General features: G+C 30.8%; 1 protein-coding gene. It reads left to right on the top strand.

Annotated features, from left to right (window positions below):
* Positions 1–97: 97 nt before the first annotated feature.
* Positions 98–805, top strand: a complete 708-nt coding sequence (locus tag DXB52_RS15735) for a LytR/AlgR family response regulator transcription factor (protein WP_118108053.1) — start codon at positions 98–100, stop codon at positions 803–805.
* Positions 806–1,399 lie beyond the last annotated feature (594 nt).

Here is a 1,399-nt window from a genome sequence, read left to right as displayed (position 1 = left end):
TTTTATGACCTTCTTATAGTATAATGATTAGAGTTATCCTATAAGGAGGTTTTTATGCGAATTTTAATGATTAGAGTTATCCTATAAGGAGGTTTTTATGCGAATTTTAATCTGTGATGACGATCTAGAATTATCTCAACAACTCGAAAAAATATTGATTTCTTTCTTTCAAAAAAGCTCTCTTAAATATCCAGAAATTGTTATCTACAATAATGGAACGGATTTACTCCAAGATTTCCAAAGCAAGGATATTGTTTTTCTAGATATAGAGATGCCGGGGATGAATGGAATATATATAGGAAATGAACTCAAACAACAGAACAACAATGCTATTATTTTTGTTGTAACTTCCTATTCGCAATATCTAGACGAGGCAATGCGCTTTCATGTATTTCGCTATTTATCAAAACCGTTAGATAAGCAGCGAATTTTTAGAAATATGAAAGACGCCCTTGCTTTGTATAATAACTCTATCATTAAAATCTCTATCGAAACAAAAAACGGTACCTTCGTTGTTCTGTCTAAGGATATTGTTTTTATTGAAGCGAATAACCATAAAACCATCGTCCATGTATCTGACAATGATTATCTCTGTATCCATAACATCAATTATTGGCTGAATCAACTTCACATGCCTTCTTTTTTTCAGTCACATAGAAGTTTTATTGTAAATTTGGAGCATGTATCCAGTTTCGATCATTCTTTGATTTATCTTTGCAACAATCAATATCAGGCATACCTAACACGACGAAAATATACTCAATTTAAAGATGCTTTTTTACTATATTTAGAAAGTAGACGGTGATTAACTTGGATAAAATTTTTTATATCTTTTTTGTTTATATTGTAGAAGCTGGTATTCTATGGCTGTATATCCATGATGTATTTGACTTAAAATACTCTAGGATATTAAAAACCAGCCTAATCTCTATTGGTTATGGAATTTTATTTTTGCTTTCTTTCGCTAATTCTCTCTTACTCAATACCGTTATTTTCTCATTAATAAATTTCATTATCCTAAAAGTTTTATGTACAGCAAAATGGCGCACATGCTTTTTTCATGCCCTTATTCTCACAACTTTCATGGGTCTCTCAGAAGCAATTACGTTTGCCATATTTTCCAAATTTAATGAAACATACCTTTATACCAACATTCATATAACTTCGCTGGTTCTCTTAACTGTGTCAAGTAAATCAATGTACTTTATCTGCATCTTAATGATTACTAAATGGGGAGGTCTTTCAAAAGATCATTCTGAACATAGAAATAGAGTTACTGGTTTATTAAATGCTATTCCACTTATTTTAATATACATCGAGATGGTACTTGTATCTTTTCTTTTGACTGTTGCCCCATCCACTGTATTAAGATATATATTGTTCACCTCTTCGTTCTTAT

This window comes from Ruminococcus sp. OM04-4AA (assembly GCF_003462585.1).
GTDB lineage: Bacteria > Bacillota > Clostridia > Lachnospirales > Lachnospiraceae > Mediterraneibacter > Mediterraneibacter faecis.
The sequence above is the reverse complement of the archived record's forward strand: the minus strand, read 5'-3'. Positions and strand labels throughout refer to the sequence as shown.

Coding starts and splice junctions, on each gene's coding strand:
- DXB52_RS15735 (WP_118108053.1), top strand. CDS start 98: ATGCGAATTTTAATCTGTGATGACGATCTAGAATTATCTCAACAACTC.